The 15,230-nt window shown below is 70.6% G+C and carries 14 protein-coding genes; 7 read left to right on the top strand and 7 right to left on the bottom strand.

What is annotated here, in order from left to right:
• Window positions 1-13: 13 nt before the first annotated feature.
• The 7 genes from KAK03_RS06320 to KAK03_RS06295 all read right to left on the bottom strand — a co-directional run bounded on the left by KAK03_RS06320 (window position 14) and on the right by KAK03_RS06295 (window position 8,347).
• On the bottom strand, window positions 14-964 hold the full coding sequence (locus tag KAK03_RS06320; protein ID WP_210852511.1) for an Ig domain-containing protein: 951 nt from the start codon (window positions 962-964) through the stop codon (window positions 14-16).
• A 67-nt stretch (window positions 965-1,031) separates the two neighbouring features.
• On the bottom strand, window positions 1,032-2,060 hold the full coding sequence (locus tag KAK03_RS06315) for an MBL fold metallo-hydrolase (protein ID WP_210852509.1): 1,029 nt from the start codon (window positions 2,058-2,060) through the stop codon (window positions 1,032-1,034).
• A 79-nt stretch (window positions 2,061-2,139) separates the two neighbouring features.
• Window positions 2,140-3,078, bottom strand: a complete 939-nt coding sequence (locus KAK03_RS06310; protein WP_210852507.1) for a DUF535 family protein — start codon at window positions 3,076-3,078, stop codon at window positions 2,140-2,142.
• Between the two features lie 218 nt (window positions 3,079-3,296).
• Window positions 3,297-4,628: a S1C family serine protease gene (locus KAK03_RS06305; RefSeq protein ID WP_210852505.1), complete on the bottom strand. Its 1,332-nt coding sequence runs from the start codon at window positions 4,626-4,628 to the stop codon at window positions 3,297-3,299.
• Between the two features lie 162 nt (window positions 4,629-4,790).
• Complete coding sequence (locus KAK03_RS24870; RefSeq protein WP_247660967.1) at window positions 4,791-6,941, bottom strand: SEC-C metal-binding domain-containing protein; 2,151 nt, start codon at window positions 6,939-6,941, stop codon at window positions 4,791-4,793.
• Window positions 6,942-7,138: 197 nt separating this feature from the next.
• Window positions 7,139-7,270 (bottom strand): hypothetical protein, encoded by a 132-nt coding sequence (locus KAK03_RS25265; RefSeq protein ID WP_256441060.1) that lies wholly within the window; start codon window positions 7,268-7,270, stop codon window positions 7,139-7,141.
• A 189-nt stretch (window positions 7,271-7,459) separates the two neighbouring features.
• Window positions 7,460-8,347, bottom strand: a complete 888-nt coding sequence (locus KAK03_RS06295) for a serine hydrolase domain-containing protein (RefSeq protein ID WP_210852503.1) — start codon at window positions 8,345-8,347, stop codon at window positions 7,460-7,462.
• Between the two features lie 355 nt (window positions 8,348-8,702).
• Here KAK03_RS06295 and KAK03_RS06290 point away from each other — a divergent pair, with 355 nt between their 5' ends.
• The 7 genes from KAK03_RS06290 to KAK03_RS06260 are packed head-to-tail and all read left to right on the top strand — an operon-like array spanning window position 8,703 to window position 15,155.
• Window positions 8,703-9,026: a hypothetical protein gene (locus KAK03_RS06290; protein ID WP_210852501.1), complete on the top strand. Its 324-nt coding sequence runs from the start codon at window positions 8,703-8,705 to the stop codon at window positions 9,024-9,026.
• On the top strand, window positions 9,023-10,177 hold the full coding sequence (locus KAK03_RS06285) for a GGDEF domain-containing protein (protein ID WP_210852499.1): 1,155 nt from the start codon (window positions 9,023-9,025) through the stop codon (window positions 10,175-10,177). Before KAK03_RS06290 ends, KAK03_RS06285 begins: the two co-directional genes overlap by 4 nt.
• A gap of 22 nt (window positions 10,178-10,199) precedes the next feature.
• Entirely contained in the window at window positions 10,200-11,174 is a 975-nt protein-coding gene (locus KAK03_RS06280) for an ABC transporter permease (RefSeq protein ID WP_210852497.1), read from the top strand.
• A complete protein-coding gene (locus KAK03_RS06275) occupies window positions 11,175-12,074 on the top strand; it encodes an ABC transporter permease (protein WP_210852495.1) in 900 nt (299 codons plus the stop codon).
• Window positions 12,074-13,045 carry an ABC transporter ATP-binding protein gene (locus KAK03_RS06270; RefSeq protein WP_210852493.1) on the top strand — a complete coding sequence of 324 codons (972 nt, stop codon included), beginning with the start codon at window positions 12,074-12,076 and terminating at the stop codon, window positions 13,043-13,045. The genes KAK03_RS06275 and KAK03_RS06270 overlap by 1 nt, the downstream gene beginning before the upstream one ends.
• Entirely contained in the window at window positions 13,042-14,040 is a 999-nt protein-coding gene (locus tag KAK03_RS06265) for an ABC transporter ATP-binding protein (RefSeq protein WP_210852491.1), read from the top strand. The genes KAK03_RS06270 and KAK03_RS06265 overlap by 4 nt, the downstream gene beginning before the upstream one ends.
• On the top strand, window positions 14,037-15,155 hold the full coding sequence (locus KAK03_RS06260) for a septal ring lytic transglycosylase RlpA family protein (protein ID WP_210852483.1): 1,119 nt from the start codon (window positions 14,037-14,039) through the stop codon (window positions 15,153-15,155). The genes KAK03_RS06265 and KAK03_RS06260 overlap by 4 nt, the downstream gene beginning before the upstream one ends.
• Window positions 15,156-15,230 lie beyond the last annotated feature (75 nt).

Below are 15,230 nucleotides of genomic sequence, written 5' to 3'. Positions count from 1 at the left end.
AGGCGGCCCGTGCTCAGACCTTGAGCAGCAGCGTCAGGTCGTAGGTCTTGACCAACCCGTTGTGGCGCACCACCAGCTGGCTGCCCACGCACTGGTTCAGGCCGGCGGTGGCGGTGCCGCTGATCCGGCCGGTGGCAGTGTCGAAGGCCCAGCCGGCCGGGACTGCCGCCGGGCAACCCGGCTGGGCGTGCAGCCGGAAGCTGTAGTCGGTGTAGTCGCTGCCCAGCAGGGAGTTGGCCTGCAGCAGGCCGATGTCGTAGCTGGTGCCCGCCACCAGCGTGGTGGGCTCGTAGGCGATGTCCAGCACGGGCGCCTCCACCTTCAAGGGCTGCCGCGCCGCGGTGGACTGGTAGGTCCGCCCATCGCGGGTGATGGTGATGCGGATCTGGGGCTGGAAGCTGCCGCTCGCTTCGGGCACACCCTGGACGACACCGGTGGTGGTGTCCATGCTCAGGCCGGCGGGCAGGCCGCCGAGCAGCTCGTAGGTCACCGTGTCGCCGGGCCGGGGCGAGTACCGGTCGATCGTGGGCCGGTCACTGAAGCTGTAGGCCCACCGGGCCCGGTTCGCATCCACTTCCCACTGGTAGACGGGTGACATGCCGACCACGCCAAAGCCATACGAGGTCTCGACGAAGCCGCTGTAGCCGCTGACGGTCAGGCGGATCGTGGCGTCGAAGTTGCCCGTCTCGGTGGGGCTGCCCGAGATGACGCAGGTGCTGCTGTTGAGGTTCACCCCCTGCGGCAAACGGCCGGCCGACACCGCGCAGGTGGGCGTGTGGCCTTGCAGGCCGCCGATGTTGGGCGCATCGCTGACCGTCCCCCACAGGTTCGCCACGCTGGGGGTGTAGCTGAAGCTGAGCACGAGGTCATCGACGTTGCTGCCGCCGCCGCCACCGCCGCCACAGGCGGTCAGGACACAGGCAGCACTGGCCAGCGCGAATGCCGCGCAGCGCGAAACGATCATTGGAGTCACTCCCTGACTGGTTGATGTGTAACGGGAGTGTAACGGCCGGCGGCGCCGGCTCAGCGTGTCAGGCCCGGCGGTACCAGGCCACGCCGTGCTCGTCGAGTTCGCAGACCGCGTCGCCCAGACCCATCAGGTGGTTCAGGCAGGCCTGGGCCTCGCCGGTGGCCATGCCCAGCAGCGCGGCCTTGGCCTCGGTGATCTCGCGCGAGAACAGCGCGGGGAAGGTGTCCACCACGCGGCGGGGCTGGACCAGCCACAGGCGCAGGCGGTTGAGCGCCTCGGCCTGGCCGTCGGCCAGCGCGTCCAGGCGCTGGTGCAGGCCGCGGAAGGGCTCGTTGTGCGAGGGCAGCACCAGCACGTCGTCGGGCACCGCGCGGCGCAGCTTGTCGATCGAGGCCAGCCAGTCGCTCATCGGGTCGGCGTTGGGCTCCATCGGGTAGACCGACACGTTCGACGAGATGCGCGGCAGCACCTGGTCGCCCGACACCAGCAGCTTCAGCGCCGGGCAGTACAGGCAGGCGTGCTCGGGCGAGTGGCCGGCGCCGGTGATCACCTGCCAGTCATGCGCGCCGATGCGCAGCGACTGGCCGTCCTGCAGGCGCAGGAAGCTGTCGGGCAGGGCGTGGATGTGCTGGCCGAAGTTGCCGAAGCGGGCCTGGTAGCTTTCGATCGCGGCGTCGCTCCAGCCGGCGCGGCGGTAGTAGGTGAGCGCGGCGGGCGGGGCTTCGCGGCCGGTGTCGGCCATCACCACGCGGCACATCAGGTACTCCAGCCGCGTCATGTACAGCGGCACGCTGAACTTGCGCGACAGCCAGCCCGCCATGCCCACGTGGTCGGGGTGCATGTGGGTGACGAAGACGCGGGTCATCGGCCGCTGGTCGGGCTGGTGGGCGAACAGCGCGCGCCAGGTGGCGGCCACATCATCGGTGCGGCTGCCGGTGTCGACCACGGCCCAGCCGTCGCCATCGTCCAGCGCGTAGATGTTGATGTGGTCCAGCGCGTAGGGCAGCGGCAGGCGCACCCAGTGCACGCCGGGCGCGACCTCGGTGCCCAGGCCGCGCTCAGGGATGGTGAACGGGTACTCCAGCGACATCCGGCCAGTGTAGCCAGCGCGCTGTGGCGCGTCTGTCCGTGCGGCGACAGGCCCCGGCGGGCTCAGCCGCGCAGGCCGCTCAAGCCGCGCGGTCCAGCGGCGCGCCGTGCTCGGCCAGGCAGCCGTGCAGCTCCTGGCGCATCTCGTCCATGAACTGGTAGCGGCGGCGGTACTGGGCGCGCTTGTGGCTGGGGATCTCGGCCACCTCGCGGCGCGGCGCGGCCACCGGCAGCTCGTAGAAGCCCTGGCCGTCGGGCTGGCCGCCGTAGTCGCGCCAGAAGGCGTCGTAGTCGAAGTGCACCTGCTCGCTGCGCTCGCTGCCGTGGTGGATGTGGCGCTCGCGGCCGCAGGCGCGCAGGCGGCGCGCGCCCACCGCCTCGGCCAGGCACTGCAGCAGGTACAGCAGCAGCGCGGGCGGGCGCAGGCCTTCGGTCAGCTTGGTGATGTGGCGGGTCAGCGGCAGCGGCATCTGGCCCTGCAGCGCGCCGATCACCACCTCCACGCCATGCTCGCAGGGCTGCAGCGAGAAGGTCAGCGCATACAGCTTGGTGCCGAAGGGGTCGTACAGCGCCAGGGTCAGGTCGCCCTCTCGCAGGTGCTGCTGGCGCGCCGCGCCCAGCAGCGCACGCATCTGGCCCTGGCCGTCGGGCAGGTTGATGCGGCAGGCCAGCAGCGGCTCGCCGCGCGCCAGGCGGCGCGAGAGCTGCGGGCCGAACAGCGTGCGCGCGGCCTGCAGATGGCCCAGCAGCCAGCGCCGGCGCGCCTCGGGGCCCAGGCCCTGGAAGGGGTAGGTGTCGTGCAGCTTGCGCAGCGTCTGCGGCTGCTCGCGCAGCAGCCGCCCCAGGCCCAGCGCGCGCAGCTGGCGCTGCATGTCCAGGTGCGCGTCCAGCGACAGCACGGTCTTGGCCCACAGCCAGTGGTGCGCCAGCGCGCGCGGGTGCCGTGGCGGGTAGGCGCCGCGGCACATGGCCGGCAGGCGGCGCAGCTCGTTCAGGGTCAGGCGGGTGGGAGAGGACATCGGCGGGTACGGCAGCAGATCCATCGACCCACGCAGGCCCCCGCCCAGGCTGGCAGGCGCCCACGCTGGGCGGGTGCGACGCTAGCCGCGCCCGCCTGGCAGCCTGTTACCGAAGGTAGACACCCGCGGCAGGCCGCTTCAGGTGGTCATCGGCCATGCGTGCAGCGGCTTAAGCGGCCCGCCGCCAGCCGGTCGCGCCGCAACAACTGCTCACCGCTTCAGCGCGAGCAGGCCAGCCGCCGGCCCTGGCCGGCGTTGAGCACCAGGCGGGTGGCGCCCAGCGATTCCACCGCGTAGCGCTCGGTGCCGCTGCCATCGGCCAGCAGCAGCTGGCTGTCGCGCAGCTGGTAGCGGCCGTTGATCGCGCGGCCCTCCATCTGCCCGCCCAGGCGCCCGTCGGCGCCGAACACCAGCGTGATCCCGCGCCCGGTGAGCGGCCCGAAGCACTCCCAGCGGCCCACCAGCGGACTGTCGGTGCCGGTGATGCGGGGCGGCACGGTATCAGTCGATGGTCCGGCCGAGCGCATCGGCGGCAGCGCCGAGCCGCGGCTGCGGTCGGTGGGGCTCATGCGCAGCACCCAGTCCACCGGCACCGCGAAGTTCAGGTTCTGGCCGTCACGCACCTGGAAGGTGACGATGCCCACCAGCAGGCCATCCTCGGTGAACAGCCCGCCGCCGCTGGAGCCCGGCGAGATGGGCGCGCTGGTCTGGATCAGCGTGCCCTCGGGCGTTTCGCGCAGCGAGGACACCAGGCCGTCGCTGAGCGTCAGGTCCAGCCCGCGCGGCGAGCCGATCGCATAGACCTTCTGCCCCACCCGCAGGCTGGCCACCCGGCCGATGGGCGCCGCCGGCGCGTCCAGCCCCGGCACCGACAGCCGGCACAGGTCATGCGTTTCATCGGCCAGCTCCACCGACGCCTCAAAGCCCTGCGCCCCCTGCAGCACCCGCAGCCGCGCCCCGCCGCGCGCCACATGGCAGTTGGTGACCACCGCGCCCGGCCCCAGCACCACGCCGCTGCCCGACACCCCGCCCTGGCCCGACTGCGCATTGATGCGCACCACACTGGCCGAGGCGCGCGCGAACAGCGCCTCCGGGCTGAGCGCCGGCCCCGGCGCCGCGGCGGCCGGTGGCGGCAGCGCAGCGGCCGCGGGTGCCGCGGCGGTCGGCCCCTCCAGCGGCGCTGCAGCAGCAGCCGCCGCGGCAGACGCCCGCGCCGCCGTGCGGCCCTGCCAGTAGCGCCAGCCCGCCATCGCGGCCACCGCGATCAACCCGCCCAGCAGCAGCCAGGTCAGCGGCGACGCCGCCCGGTCAGCGCCCTCCACCGCGCCCGCGCCGGTGTGGCGCTGCATCTCGCGGTGGCGCTGCTCGCGCTGCCGCGCGTCATACGCCGCCCGCCGACCCGGGTGCCCCAGCGTCAGCCAGGCCTCCTTCACCGCCACCCGGCGCACCTCGTCCTGCGCCGCCGCCGCCTGCTGCTCGTAGGCCTGGCGGATCGTGTCGGCGGTAGCGTCGGGCGGGACGCCGAGGAGGGTGTAGAGGGATTTGCTCATGCCGCGGGGGGGGAGGGCTGAGCGGGGATTGTCGCGTGAGGGGGAGGGCGGGTGTGCAGCGGGAGCGGACAGTGAAAGTCGATCGCTGAAAGACGGCTGATGCTCAAGGAGCGGGCCTCTTCCCGAGTCCGCTTTCAGTTCTGCACGCTGCGTCGGGATCAATTAAGGCATGCAGCACTTCTTGTACTTAATTCCACTGCCGCAGTGGCATGGGTCATTCCGTCCGAGCTTCATACGTCGCGCATCCCGCACGAACTTAGGCAAGGCATCACGTACCTGCAGCGGTGCCTTCATGCCGGCCGTCAACCGCTCCATCTCATCTGATGCTTCCCATGGAAAGTCTAGCGTGACACCGAATTGGACGTCGCCAGCTGGGCTGATAGAGATACCGAACCACCGAGGTGCCCGCAGCGCGTATTTCCGTTTCACACAGTGATTCTCTAGGGTGGCGACAGCTTCGACCGAAGGCTTCGGATTGCAGTGGAAGGTGACGCCAGATGGGTCCGTGCTGGACGCTAGCGTGACGTCATGTCGCCTACCATCAGTCTGTGTTTTTCGGGTGATTGTCTCGAGCAGCGAATGGACGTCTCTGCAAGAGTCCTCGGCCATTGACAGCAAGTGGAAGCCAAGCTCAAGGGTTGCAGGGTCGGCCCGAGCTTCAATCTGGCTGATGAGGCCCTCATAGAGGGTTCCGCGCATCTGCGTAAGGATACCGGTCGGGGTGTCGAAGCCCGGCTGGTTGTCCCGTCGAACCATCATTGCTGCGTCCAAATCACGAGCAATCGAGTCATCGAGCATAACGAGGTCGTGCTCCTCATCGAGCCATAGGTTCTGCTGCAGGTGGTAGCCAAGTACGGTCAACTCGTGCCCACTCATCAGCTTGTCGGTGACGTCGACGCGCAACTTGATATAGCTAAGCAATCTCAGCGGGCTCGCCAACATCTCCGTCAGCGTGTCCAGTAGGAACACATCCATCACAAAGGGTGGTCGGATGACATCGGTAGTCGCGAACTTCAGCGACTGCTTGACCTGAAACGCCAACGCTGGGTAATGGTCCGACACGAGGCTAACCAGGAATACCTCCTTGACGCTCTCCGGCAATGCGACCTCATTTCCTCCGTCATTGACCAACCGACATCCGCCCGACAGCATCTCGTTCGCGCACAACCATCCCTGGTCGTACGAGTCTTGGATAGCCGCGGCGAAGTCGGCTTTTAGTTGCTTATCGTTCCCCTTGCGGGCGGCGACCGTGAGCTTCTTCGCTTTCGCCTGCACGATGATGAGCCGGTCTCCATAGATGACCAGAACATCCGCCTCTCCCACGACATCCTTGCCACGAAACAGATTTACATTCGTGTGGACATGATGGCGCCCAAAGACTCCAGACAAACGTCGCGCCGCGAACTGCTCAGTAAAGGCCCCACGATGCTTAGCGGCTATCGATCGGTAGGCCTTGTCTTCCCACATCCAGAAGAACGGGGATTCATACAGAGCTTCTAGTACGGCGTAGTGCGAGAACAAGAGCACAGTTCCGCGACCGGTTGGAAGCAGCGGCCAAGCGGCAACCTCATTGAAGTCACCGGCCTCTTTGAACCCGGCGTTGTCCCCTGAGTAAGTGAACGCGCGGAAGAAGGCATCCACCACCTCCTTGGCGACGCCACTATGGAAAGTCACTTCTTCTTGGGAGAACTCAAACGCGGGTAGCCACGTTGCTGGGGGTACCTTGGCTGCCCGTGACTCCACGAGCAGCCTTGTCAACTTCAGGTCCATCAGGATGCAAAAGGTCTTTGCGACGGTTCGGGCCTGACCGCTGGTAAAGCCCTTGTTCTTTAGCATCCATTCGTCATCGGCACCGTACTTTTCAGGCACCAAGTCGCGGTATTGAAACGCGTAGGCCGATTCGGTGCCATAGAAGATGGGTTCACGCATTCCGGGGCCGAGCCAAGGGTTCGGCATGGCATCGCCAGACGTGGCTGCATCAAACAGCGCCGAGAACGTGGGGTACGACATGGCGTTATGCAGCTCTTTCATCAAGGCATCGGTGCGCTTGACGTAGCCCTGTATCACCTCGGGCCGCTGTAGAGCGACGTCAAGTGGCTTCTTTGCCATCAAACCGATGACCGTCGACAGCTCCGTGCGAATGAGGCGCTCTCTGCTGAAGAGCAAATCCATGTCCGACGGCTTCAGCTCTCCCTGGATGTGAATGACGTTGTCACGGAAACAGAGTTTTGCGACCGCGTGAGCAAATCCTGGTGATGCAGCTAACGCTTCAAGTTCTTCAAGAATCTGGATCTCTTCCCTAGGCTTATTCATGACTTCCTCTGGTTTGGTCCGCTGAAGTTCTCAAGGCCCATCACGGTGAGCTTCTATTGTCTGCTCCACGGCTGCACAAACTTGCGGTTTGAATTACCGCTCTAGGACAAAGCGGTCAATCGATGGAGCCACGGCGAGGGCCAGCAACCAGTCTGAAGCCGCCAACCAAAAGCAATTGATCACCCCCCCCCCGGCCCTCACCGCCCCGCCGCCCAGAACACCATCTCCCCATACTCCCACGCCCACGGCAACCCGGTGTCGCCCAGGACGGCCTGGACGAGCGCCGGAAACGCCGGTTCGGCCCGCACGTCGTTGGCCAGGATGACCACACAGCGCCGGCCCGTCTCCAGACACACCCAGATGTTGGCGGTGCTGTCGTTGTGCCCGCCCTTGAAGAAGCCGGGCCCCTGCGGGCCGTTGAAGGTGATGACGCCCAGGCCGGCGGCCAGGTGGCGGAATGGGGGTGGATCCAGTGTGGGTTGCAGTGACGGAAACTGGCTGCGGGTGGTGATGGGCAGTTATGGCCGGACCAGTTCGGCACGCGCTGCCGGGCTCAGGCCGTCGCCGCGGATGTAGCTGGCGACCAGACGCCCCATGTCGGCGATGCTGGTGTCCATCGAGCCTGAGGCGCGCACGCGGCTGCGTTCGTCGTGGGCTTGGGACTGGCCGTCCTGCGTGAACCCGTCGGCCAGGTTGGGTCGGAAGTCGGGGCGCCAGGTCATGCTGGTGCGGGTCAGGCCGTGGGGTGCGAACAGGCGGCGCTGCATCTCGGCGCCCACGTCCAGCCCCAGGCCGCGCTCCAGCACGAACTGCAGCAGGATCAGCCCGTCGCCCGAGTAGGCGTAGCGGCTGCCGGGGTCGAAGTGGATGCGCAGTTGCTGGTCGGGCTCCAGAAAATAGAAGTTGGCAAAGCCGCCGCTGTGGGTGAGCAGCATGCGGGCGGTGAGCCGGCGCCAGCGCTCGTCCTGGGCCAGCCCGGCGAACGCGGAGTAGCGCCGCACCACGTCGGGCGAGGCATAGCTGGGCAAGGGCTGGGGCAGGTAGCGCGCCAGCGGCACGTCCAGGTCCAGCCGGCCTTCGTCGACCAGCTGCATCACCAGGTGGCCGAAGACGGCCTTGGTCAGCGACGCGCCGTACATCACCGTGTCGGTCTGCAGCGGCGCGCCGTGGGCGTTGCGCACGCCATAGGCCTGGGTGAACACCACCTGGCCGCGGTCCACCACCGCCAGCGCCAGGCCGCGGGCGCCGGTGGCGGCCATGGCCTGGCGCACTGTGTCGTCGATGTGCCGCAGGTCCACTTCTGCCGTGGGCGGCGTGGGGGGCCGGTGGCCGCAGCCCAGCAGGGCGCTGCCCAGCAGCAGGGCGGCCGCCCGGCGCATCCAGGTCCATCGGGTCGGGGCGGTCATGGCGTGGGCAGGCCCGGTGTGGCACTGGCAGAGGCGACACGCTTGATCGTAGCCCGCGTTGGCGTCTGGCGGGGGCGGTCGTCGCGGTGGGCTGTGGCCGGGGGAACCCTGGGGTGGCCGGCGCGGAGCGGGCGGCCGGACTGTGAACTCCTGCGCACTCCGCGTGCCCCCGCCGCATCACCCCAGTGCAGCTTCCCCGTCGGTCCCGGTAACATCATGTTTCATCCATGGAGGGGTTGGCATGTCCTGGGAGTCGTTGTCCGGCCCAGGTGCCGGCGACGCAGAGGGACACCCCGCAGGGCCGGGCCGCTATACGCGTGCCTTGCGCCGGGCGGGCTGGGACCCGGGGCCGGGCTTGTCCGAACGAGAGGCACTGCTGGATGCGCTGTTGAAAGACGTCGCGCAGGCCTTCGATCGCCTGCAGGAACGCCACGCCCAGGATGCCCACCACATTGAAGGCCTGCTGATCGGCGACGAGGACAGCCCGGTGCCCGGCCAGCTGGCCGACCTGGCCGGGGCCACGCGGCGCATTGCGCAGCTGCTGCGCACCCAGGCGCGCGAGACGGCGCAGCTGCTGGTCACGCTGCGCCGCGGGGCCGGCGCGGCCGATGAGCTGGCGGCGCTGGCCGAAGGCCTGCGGGCCGGTCACGGCGCGCTGCCGGAGGCGGGGCGCGAATGAGCGGCGCCCAGGTCGTGTGGCTGGTCACGGCGCTGCAGCTGCTGCTGTTCGCGGCGGTGTGGCAGGTGGCCGCGGGCAATGCCACGGGCCGGCGCCTGGCGCTGCGTGAGCTGGCCCGTTTCGACGCCGTGCTGGCGCTGGCGTTGCTGCTGATCGCCGGGCGCGGGCCACTGCCCTACTGGCTGACCCACGCGCTGGCCGACATGCTGGTGCTGGGGGCGATGCTGCTGCTGTGGCGCGGCACCCAGCAGGCGCTGCGCCTGCCACCGATGGCCTCGCCGCTGCCGCTGGTGGCCATGGCGCTGGGCGCCATCGCGGTGCTGGGGCTGGACGCCGAGTCCGCCCCCTGGCGCGGCGCGGTGCTGCTGCTGGTGATGGCCTGGATGGTGGGGCGCTTGTCGCTGGCCTGCCTGCGGCCGGTGTCGACCAGCCTGGGCCCGGCGGCCGGCCGGGCCATCTGGGCCCTGGCCAGCGGTCTGGCGGCCCTGATGCTGGCGCGGGCGGTGGGCGGCCTGTGGCTGGACTGGCCGATGGAGGCCCACCTGGGCGACGCGTCCACGCTGGCGCTGGGCCTGCTGAGCACGGCGGTGCTGACGCTGCTGAACGCGCTGCTGGCCTCGCTGCTGCTGCGGGGCACGCTGGGCCGGCTGCGCAGCCAGGCGCAGATCGACGGCCTGACCGGCCTGGTCAACGACCAGGGCCTGGCGCGCGCGCTGGCCCAGGCCTGGAGCCGCTGGTCGCGTGAGCACCGGCGCTTTGCGGTGCTGACGCTGGTGATCGAGCCGCTGCCGGCGCTGCGCGCGCAAAGCGGCCCCGCGGTGGCCGACGATGTGCTGCGCCGCGCCGCCGCGGTGGTCTCCCATGAGTTGCGCCAGACCGATGTGCTGGCGCGTGGCGCCGATGGGGCGCTGGTGGCGGTGCTGGACGGCCAGCTCAGCACGACCGATCTGGACGTGGTGGTGCGGCGGCTGCAGGAATCGGTGGAAGCCATGCGCCTGCTGCCGCTGCTGCCGGCGCTGCGCCTGCACCTGCGGGTGGGCAGTGCCCTGGTGGCGCCGGGCGACAGCCAGGCCCAGACCGTCACCGAGCGGGCACTCGAGGCCCTGCGCGGCAGCCCGGCCGGGGCTGTGGTTCAATCGGTCGCATGTTGATCGCCACTGCCATCGCCTGCTGATGCTGGCCTTCCTGCTGCGCCGCCTGGGGCAGTCGGTCGCGGTGCTGCTCACCGTGGCCGCCTTGGCCTTTGCGCTGTTCCAGTACGTGGGCGACCCGGTGGCCTTTCTGGTGGGCCAGGACGCCAGCCCCGAGAAGGTGGCCCAGGTGCGCGCCGAGCTGGGCCTGGACCAGCCGATGCCGGTGCAGTTCCAGCGCTTCGTGGCCAATGCGGTGCAGGGCGAGTTCGGCATGAGCCTGCGCCTGGGGCGCCAGGTCAAGGACGTCATCGCCCAGGCCTTTCCGGCCACGATGGAGCTGGCCGTGCTGGCCGCGCTGATCGCGCTGGTGGTGGGCATTCCGCTGGGCGTGTACACCGCGCTGCGGCGCGACGGCTGGCTGTCGCAGGGGCTGATGGCGGTGTCGCTGGTGGGTGTGTCGCTGCCCAACTTCCTGATCGGCATCGTGCTGATCCTGGTGTTCGCGGTGCTGCTGGGCTGGCTGCCCAGCTTCGGCCGCGGCGACGTGGTGATGATCGGCCGCTGGTCCACCGGCCTGGCCACGGCCGATGGCTGGCGCCACATCCTGCTGCCCGCCATCACCCTGGCCACCTACCCGCTGACCCTGGTGATGCGCCTGGTGCGCGCCGAGATGCTGGAAGTGCTGCGCGCCGACTACATCCGCTTCGCCCGCGCCCGCGGCCTGACCGACCGCGCCATCCACTTCGGCCACGCGCTGAAGAACACGCTGGTGCCGGTGATCACCGTGGTGGGCCTGCAGCTGGGCAGCCTGATCGCCTTTGCGGTGATCACCGAAACCGTGTTCCAGTGGCCCGGCATGGGCCTGATGTTCCTGGACGCGGTGAACTTTGCCGACATCCCGGTGATGGCCGCCTACCTGTGCCTGGTGGCGCTGATCTTCGTGGTCATCAACCTGGTGGTCGACTTGCTGTACGTGGTGGTCGATCCGCGCCTGCGCGTGGGCCGGGAGCACTGAATGTTGGCCTGGTGGCAGTCTGACCTGATGCTGAGCCTGCGCCGCTCGCCGGTGGCGCTGGTGTCGGCGCTGGTGGCGCTGGCCTGCCTGGTGATGGCGGTGTTTGCCGAGTGGCTGGCGCCGACCAACCCGTTCGACCTGAACGCGCTGGAGCTGGCCAATGCGCGGCTGCCGCCATCCTGGTCCGAGGGCGGGCAGCCCGGCTTCCTGCTGGGCACCGATGAACAAGGGCGCGACATCCTCTCGGCGCTGATGTACGGCGCGCGCATCTCGCTGGTGGTGGCGGGCGTGTCGGTGCTGGCGTCGGCGCTGATCGGCATCGCGCTGGGCCTGCTGGCGGGCTACCGCGGCGGCTGGGTGGATGCGCTGCTGATGCGCCTGTGCGACGTGATGCTGAGCTTCCCGGCCTTCCTGCTGGCGCTGATGCTGGCGGGTGTGGCGCATGCGCTGTTCCCGCAGGCCTCGCTGCTGGTGACCTTTGGCGTGCTGATCGTGTCGATCACGCTGGCCGGCTGGGTGCCGTATGCACGCACGGTGCGCGGCCAGGCCATGGTCGAGCGCCACAAGGAATACGTGCTGGCCGCGCGCGTCACCGGCGTGCCGGGCCACCGCATCATGTGGCGGCATGTGCTGCCCAACGTGATGCAGCCGGTCTTCGTGCTGGCCACGCTGCAGGTGGCGCAGGCCATCATCATCGAGGCCACGCTGTCCTTCCTGGGCGTGGGCGTGCCGCCCACCTCGCCCTCGCTGGGCACGCTGGTGCGCATCGGCAACAACTACCTGCTGTCGGGCGAGTGGTGGATCACGCTGTTCCCGGGCCTGATGCTGGTGGCGATCTCGCTGAGCATCAACCTGCTGGGCGACTGGCTGCGCGACGCGCTGAACCCGAGGCTGCACTGATGGCGCTGCTCGAGGTTCATGATCTGGTGGTGGAGTTCCCGCAGCGGCGCGGCGGCGTGCTGCGCGCGCTCGATGGTGTGAGCTTCCACATCGACCCCGGCGAGGTGCTGGGCGTGGTGGGCGAATCGGGCGCTGGCAAGTCGCTCACCGGCGCGGCCATCATCGGCCTGCTGGAGCCGCCGGGGCGCATCGCCAGCGGCGAGATCCGGCTGGGCGGCGAGCGCATCGACACCCTGCGCGGCGAGGCCCAGCGCCGCCTGCGCGGCCGCCACATCGGCGCGATCTTCCAGGACCCGCTGACCTCGCTGAACCCGCTCTACACCGTGGGCCGGCAGCTGACCGAGACCATCCGCACCCACCTGCCACTCGACGCCGCGGCGGCGCGCGAGCGCGCCATCCAGCTGCTGCGCGACACCGGCATCCCGGCGCCCGAGCAGCGCATTGACCATTACCCGCACCAGTTCAGTGGCGGCATGCGCCAGCGGGTGGTGATCGCGCTGGCGCTGGCGGCCGAGCCGCGGCTGATCGTGGCCGACGAGCCCACCACCGCGCTGGATGTGTCGATCCAGGCGCAGATCATCGGCCTGCTCAAGCGCGTCTGCCGCGAGCATGGCGCGGCGGTGATGCTGGTCACCCACGACATGGGCGTGATCGCCGAGACCTGCGACCGTGTGGCCGTGATGTACGCCGGCCGCGTGGCCGAGATCGGCCCGGTGGCCGACGTGATCCACCGCGGCGCGCACCCGTACACGCAGGGCCTGGTGGCGTCGATCCCGGCCCTGGACGGCGAGCGCGAGCGCCTGGCGCAGATCGACGGCAGCATGCCGCGGCTGGGCGCCATTCCCAGCGGTTGCGCCTTCCACCCGCGCTGCCCGCGCGCGGTGGACCGCTGCCGCGCCGAGCGGCCGGGGCTGATGCCGGCCGGCGCCACGCAGGCCGCCTGCTGGCTGGCGGTGGAGGGCCGGACATGAGCGACGCGCTGGTGCAGGTGCAGGATCTGTCGCGGCGCTTTGATGTCTCGGCGCCCTGGCTGACGCGCGTGATCGAGCGCCGGCCGCGCCAGTGGCTGCAGGCGGTGGACGGCGTCAGCTTCGAGATCGAACGCGGCCGCACGCTGGCCCTGGTGGGCGAGTCGGGCTGTGGCAAGAGCACCGTGGCGCGGGTGCTGGTGGGCCTGTACGAACCCAGCGGCGGACAGGTGCTGTTCGACGGCCGCGATGCCCATGCGGTGTACGCCTCGGCCGACGCGCTGGCGCTGCGCCGGCGCGTGCAGATGATCTTCCAGGACCCGTACGCCAGCCTGAACCCGCGCTGGCGCGTGGGCGACATCGTCGGCGAGCCGCTGCGCGAGCATGGCCTGGCGCCCGATGCCGCAGCGCGCGAGGGCCGGGTGGCCGAGCTGCTGCAGTCGGTGGGCCTGTCGGCGGCCGATGGCGCCAAGTTCCCGCACCAGTTCTCGGGCGGGCAGCGCCAGCGGGTGTCGATCGCGCGGGCGCTGGCCACCGCGCCCGAGTTCCTGGTCTGCGACGAGCCCACCTCGGCGCTGGATGTGAGCGTGCAGGCCCAGGTGCTGAACCTGATGAAGGACCTGCAGCGCGAGCGCGGCCTGACCTACCTGTTCATCTCGCACAACCTGGCGGTGGTGCGCCACGTCAGCGACGAGGTGGGCGTGATGTACCTGGGCCGGCTGGTCGAGCGCGCGCCCACGCGGCGGCTGTTTGCCATGCCACGCCACCCGTACACGCGCATGCTGCTCGATGCGATCCCCTCGCTGGCGGCGCCGGGTCGCGCGCGCACGCCGGTGCAGGGCGATGTGCCCAACCCGCTGCAACCGCCCACCGGCTGCGGTTTCCACCCGCGCTGTCCGCTGGCCAATGCCCGCTGCCGCGCCGAGCGGCCGGCGCTGCGCGCGCTGGACGAGGGCGGCGTGGTGGCCTGCCACGCGGTCGAGGAGGGCCGCGCGTGAGCCGCACCGCCGGCCTGCGCCAGGTGGCCTGGCCGCTGGCCCTGGCGGTGCTGGCGGGCTGCTCGTCGCCGCCCAAGTCGCCCTCGGGCGGCGCCGCGCCGCCGCGGCCGGTGCCCCAGGGACCGCCCGGCCGCGATGGGCCGCCGCCGCCGGGCTCGCCCGACCCGATGGCCCTGCCGGATGCCGAGCCGCGCGTCGAGCCGATCCGCCAGGGCGGCCCGAACAAGCCCTACGAGGTGGCCGGCACCACCTACGTGCCGCAGACCGGCGACGCGCCGATGGTGGAAACCGGCCTGGCCAGCTGGTACGGCCGCGCCTTCCATGGCCGACGCACCGCCAGCGGCGAGACCTACAACATGCACGCGATGACCGCGGCGCACAAGACCATGCCCATCCCCAGCTATGCCCGGGTGCGCAACCCGGCCAATGGCCGGGAGGTGATCGTGCGCATCAACGACCGCGGGCCCTTTGCCAAGGGCCGCATCATCGACCTGTCCTGGGCCGCGGCGGTCAAGCTGGACGTGCAGCACGGCGTGCGGCCGGTCGAGGTGGAGCGCATCACCTTCGAGGAGATCCGCGCCGGCCTGGTGCGTCCGCGCGGCGCACCTGCCGAGACCGCGCTGGCCGCGGCGCCGCCGCCGCCCCCGCCGCCCCCGCGGCCGGCCCCCCCGCCCTCGGCCACGCCGGCGCCCAAGCCCCCGCTGGTGGCGGTGGCCAGCGCCACCGCCGCGGTGCCGGCCGTGGCCACGCCGGTCGTCACGGCCCCGGTGGTGGCCACGCCGGTGGCGGCCGCGCCGGCGGCCCCGGCCCCCGCCGACCCGGTCACCGACCTGGCCGCCGAGAAGCCGCCGGAATCGGCCCGCGCCTTCACCACCGCCGGTGTCGGCTGGTGGCTGCAACTGGGCGCCTTCAGCCGGCCCGACGGTGCCCAGGCCTTCCAGCAGAAAGTGGCCGAGCAGGCCGACTGGCTGGCGCCGCTGCTGGCGGTGTTCCGTGAGGGCACGCTGCACCGCCTGCAGGCCGGCCCCTACCCCAGCCGCGAGGACGCCCGCAGCGCCGCCGAGCGGGTGCGCGAGGCGCTGCAGCTGGTGCCGGTGCTGGTCGAGCGGCGCTGAGCCGCCCCGGCCCGGTCCGGCCCGTCGCCATCGCCTGCAGTTCATCCCGGCCAGCCCACGGCCTGTCACACGCCT

The sequence above is a fragment of the Ideonella alba genome, assembly GCF_018069845.1.
In the GTDB taxonomy this organism is placed as follows: domain Bacteria; phylum Pseudomonadota; class Gammaproteobacteria; order Burkholderiales; family Burkholderiaceae_C; genus Ideonella; species Ideonella alba.
The sequence above is the reverse complement of the archived record's forward strand: the minus strand, read 5'-3'. Positions and strand labels throughout refer to the sequence as shown.

Coding starts and splice junctions, on each gene's coding strand:
- KAK03_RS06320 (WP_210852511.1), bottom strand. CDS start 964: ATGATCGTTTCGCGCTGCGCGGCATTCGCGCTGGCCAGTGCTGCCTGT.
- KAK03_RS06315 (WP_210852509.1), bottom strand. CDS start 2,060: ATGTCGCTGGAGTACCCGTTCACCATCCCTGAGCGCGGCCTGGGCACC.
- KAK03_RS06310 (WP_210852507.1), bottom strand. CDS start 3,078: ATGTCCTCTCCCACCCGCCTGACCCTGAACGAGCTGCGCCGCCTGCCG.
- KAK03_RS06305 (WP_210852505.1), bottom strand. CDS start 4,628: ATGAGCAAATCCCTCTACACCCTCCTCGGCGTCCCGCCCGACGCTACC.
- KAK03_RS24870 (WP_247660967.1), bottom strand. CDS start 6,941: ATGAATAAGCCTAGGGAAGAGATCCAGATTCTTGAAGAACTTGAAGCG.
- KAK03_RS06295 (WP_210852503.1), bottom strand. CDS start 8,347: ATGACCGCCCCGACCCGATGGACCTGGATGCGCCGGGCGGCCGCCCTG.
- KAK03_RS06285 (WP_210852499.1), top strand. CDS start 9,023: ATGAGCGGCGCCCAGGTCGTGTGGCTGGTCACGGCGCTGCAGCTGCTG.
- KAK03_RS06280 (WP_210852497.1), top strand. CDS start 10,200: ATGCTGGCCTTCCTGCTGCGCCGCCTGGGGCAGTCGGTCGCGGTGCTG.
- KAK03_RS06275 (WP_210852495.1), top strand. CDS start 11,175: ATGTTGGCCTGGTGGCAGTCTGACCTGATGCTGAGCCTGCGCCGCTCG.
- KAK03_RS06270 (WP_210852493.1), top strand. CDS start 12,074: ATGGCGCTGCTCGAGGTTCATGATCTGGTGGTGGAGTTCCCGCAGCGG.
- KAK03_RS06265 (WP_210852491.1), top strand. CDS start 13,042: ATGAGCGACGCGCTGGTGCAGGTGCAGGATCTGTCGCGGCGCTTTGAT.